Source organism: Pedobacter sp. 01T416_2, from assembly GCF_056398925.1.
In genome coordinates this window covers 1-3,800 of record NZ_JBFTQI010000591.1, presented here as the reverse complement: position 1 = coordinate 3,800, position 3,800 = coordinate 1, and the positions used below count along the sequence as shown (strand labels likewise).

Here is a 3,800-nt window from a genome sequence, read left to right as displayed (position 1 = left end):
CAACAGGCCTGGCACGTACTTATCCGAACTTAATCGGAAACGAATCGGCAAGGGGGACAGAATATGAAGCTTTTGGAGGGAACAATGCTGATCACACTACCATTTTACCCTTTACACGTTTAATAGGTGGGCCAATGGATTATACCCCAGGTATTTTTGAAACTAAAGTAAGTGTTTATAATCCCGAAAATACCTCTTTTGTGCATAGTACATTGGCTCGCCAGTTGGCACTTTATGTTACCATGTATAGTCCGCTGCAAATGGCTGCCGATTTGCCTGAAACTTATAACAAGTACATGGATGCTTTTCAGTTTATTAAAGATGTGGCGGTAGATTGGGACGATACCAAAGTTTTAGAAGCAGAACCAGGCGATTATATCACTTTTGCGCGTAAGGCGAAAGGTAAAAACAACTGGTTTGTTGGTCGCACCAATGATGAAGTGGCGCGGACATCTAAAATTGATTTTAGCTTTTTGGATCCTGGCAAAAAATATACCGCAACCATTTATGCCGATGCAAAAGATGCCCATTACGAAACCAACCCTAAAGCCTATACCATTCGTAAAATGGAGGTAACCAACAAAACTAAATTAGCTCAATATTGTGCACCAGGTGGAGGATACGCGATTAGTATTATGGCGAAATAATTCGATAGGTGGGGCAGTTTGATGTGGTGTCGGTTGTTACCAACTGATTCTCTTCTAGTCGTAGCGTCTCGCTACGACTTTTTTATTGTTTTTTTGCCACGGATGGACACAGATAAACACGGATCAAAGATATCTATCTGTGTTTATCCTTTTTATCTGTGGTTAATATTTTGTGGAGTCAGATGGTAACATCTGACAGCGCGATTATATCCATTACGCGAGTCAGATCCTGAGATGAACTCAGGATGACGACCGCTGTGAGAGTTCTTTCCCGTAGATCTCACTGATAGCCGCAGAAAAATAATCAATTGCGTTAATCATCTTAAATCTGCGGGACTATTTTTGTAATTGGCAGTTAATTGTGCCGAGTCATCTTAACAGATCATAACAGCTGACCGCAGGAAAATAGCTTATTTTATAATATCTTAGCAAAGACATTAAAACCAAGCAATTTTTAACGAAATATTACCATGCCCAGAACCAAAAACCATATCGAACTTCAATTTTTAAGCGAACCCTCTGATGTTAATTATGGAGGTAAGGTACATGGTGGGATGATGATGAAATGGATCGATCAGGCTGCTTTTGCCTGTGCTTTACAATGGAGCCAAACTTATTGTGTAACGGTTTATGTTGGGGGAATCCGTTTTTTTCATCCTGTTCATATCGGGCACTTGGTTAAAATGGAAGCACGAATTATTTACACGGGTAAAACCAGTATGCATATTGCCGTTGATGCTTTTTCGAAACCAGTAGGGCAAACCGATTTTGTTAAGAATACACACTGTATTATTGTTTTTGTTGCAGTAGACGACGATGGGCAGCCAAAAGGAATCCCAGCCTTTAAGCCAAAAACCGAAAAAGAAGTTGCCATGCATGGCTACGCCATTAAATTAATGGAACTGCGTAAAAGCATTGATAAGGAAATGGAGCCTTATATAGTGTAAACGTAAGGCGCTGAGCGTTTGGCAGCATAATCATCTTCAGTTTAACCACAGAGAAAACAGAGGGTAGGCCACGGAGCACACCGAGTTAAGCGCATAGCTATTGTATTTGTTTTATACTCTGTGTACCTCAGTGCAAAACTCGGTGTCCTCTGTGGTAAAAAAAACGCGGAATCTATTCTACAACTGGCAAGCTGAAACAAAACTTGCTGCCTTCGCCAATGGCGCTTACCACCCATATTTTTCCGTTTTCGGCTTCAATAAAATCTTTAGAAATGGCGAGGCCCAATCCGGAGCCCGATTTATTCTGTCCATCTGTTGGTACCTGGAAATACCTGTCGAATAATCTTTTCTGATATTTTTCGTCGATGCCTTTTCCAAAATCGCGCACAGAAAATTCGATAAACTTGTCTTTTTGGAAAACATCGATGATTACCTTCGATTTTTCTGAACTGTACCGCAATGCATTAGATAAAAAGTTAACCAGTACCCAGGCTGTTTTCTGGATATCAGCATTCACATCCGGCAAGTTCTGACTGCAGTTAAGTACCAGTTGAATCAATTTTTGTTCAGCCTGAAATTTAACGGCATCAACGGCATAACTTACAATTTCTTCGGGTTTGGTTATGGCAAAAGTGAGTTTTAAATTACCGGTTTCTACTTGCGAAAGATCTAAAAGTTCGCTGGTGATTTTTAGCAATCTGTCGCTATCTTCTTTGATGTGGTTGAGCAGCTCATGCTGTTCTTCGTTCATGGTGCCCACACGCTCATCGTTTAGCAATTTCAAGCTCATTTTGATAGATGATAGTGGTGTTTTTAACTCGTGCGAAACTGTAGCGATAAAATTTGTTTTGGCTTCATCGAGCTCTTTAAACTGCGTAATATTTTTTAACGTGTAAACGCTTCCTGCAGATTTAGATGAGGCAATTAAAGTGTTTTCATCCTGCTCTTCATAATTTGGGATGATGATTTCGCGGTTTTCCAACAGGAAATAAGATTCTTTATCATCAGCATAAATTTTTAAGGTATTGTCCTCTGTTTCCGGTTTAATGATCCGTTTAAGCAGCTCGTTTTTTTGCATCAGTTCGGCCACGTTTTGGCCAATAACCTTATCTTCATCCAGACTCATCAGTTTTGCAGCCAGATGATTTAGAAAGAGTACTTCTCCCTTTTCATTTAAGCCGATTATAGCATCCTGCATTTGTGCAATAATGGCTTCAATACGCGATTTTTCGGATTTAATTTTAGATAAGTTGCTGTTTTCCCATTCGTTTAATTTAACTACCATTCCGTTAAAGGAATCTGCCAGTTCTGTAAACTCATCTTCGTTTTCGAAATGCAGGCGCTGTTTATAATTTTTACGACTGATCTGCTTTATCGCAGCACTAAATTCAGCAAGAGGGTTGGCCACAAAACCTGGAAAGTTTACAATGAACGTAAAGAGGATAATAAAACTCAGGGTAGCGGCAATCATGATGTAGAGGTTTGCCCTCGATGAGGTTTCATTAGCCAATTCATTTTTATCGTAAATGGCCTTCATATTTACCTGTTCGATATTTTGTAGCGCAACGCGCAAATTTTTAATGCTATTTTCTTTAATGGTTAACGATTGTGGGCCGTTTAGTACGTTGAAAGCCGTTGCTAATTTCTGGAAAGCCACTTTTTCGCCGGGTTCGGTAATGTTTAACCCTTCATTTTTTAAGTTTTCCCTAAATACAGCCAGTTGAGTACTGCTTAATGGAAATTGGTTCTGATCGATTACATTGCGCATAGCAGCAACATATTTCAACGATTTATAGTTGTCTTTAAGAATTACCTTCGATTTATCGGAAAGCTCGTTTAAGAAAAAGAGCGCGATTAATCCAAAGGATAAAACAAGTATAAAGAGAAACCCGAATCCGAGGCGGAGCTTGGTTTTTATTTTCATCTGTTTTTATTTTTTTAATGGTGATGAAGCTATCATGATTTACTTATTTATTGTGAAGTTTTGTAAATCATTGATGGTTTCATGACTTTTTTGTTTAACCGCAAAGGGCGGAGAGATTTTTGCTATTAACGCAAAGCAATTTTTCTCTTTTTTGTGTAAAAATAGGTTATAATTTAAATCTGTTTCCTGATTAACTAAATTACATAACAAAGGTTAAATAAATAGCATCTGTTTAGCCTGTAGTCAATAGCTATGCCAGTAGATTGGGTTATTGTTTAAGTT

Annotated in this window: 3 protein-coding genes; 2 read left to right on the top strand and 1 reads right to left on the bottom strand. The window is 38.7% G+C overall.

Annotated features, from left to right (window positions below):
• Nucleotides 1-647, top strand: a 647-nt coding sequence (locus tag AC1DPQ_RS20860; protein ID WP_477610747.1) for a glycoside hydrolase family 97 C-terminal domain-containing protein, incomplete at its 5' end; no start/stop codon positions are given.
• A 470-nt stretch (nucleotides 648-1,117) separates the two neighbouring features.
• Complete coding sequence (locus AC1DPQ_RS20855) at nucleotides 1,118-1,594, top strand: acyl-CoA thioesterase (RefSeq protein ID WP_477578982.1); 477 nt, start codon at nucleotides 1,118-1,120, stop codon at nucleotides 1,592-1,594.
• A 172-nt stretch (nucleotides 1,595-1,766) separates the two neighbouring features.
• Here the strand turns inward: AC1DPQ_RS20855 and AC1DPQ_RS20850 are convergent, their stop codons facing one another.
• Entirely contained in the window at nucleotides 1,767-3,518 is a 1,752-nt protein-coding gene (locus tag AC1DPQ_RS20850) for a HAMP domain-containing sensor histidine kinase (RefSeq protein WP_477578980.1), read from the bottom strand.
• Between the last annotated feature and the right edge of the window lie 282 nt (nucleotides 3,519-3,800).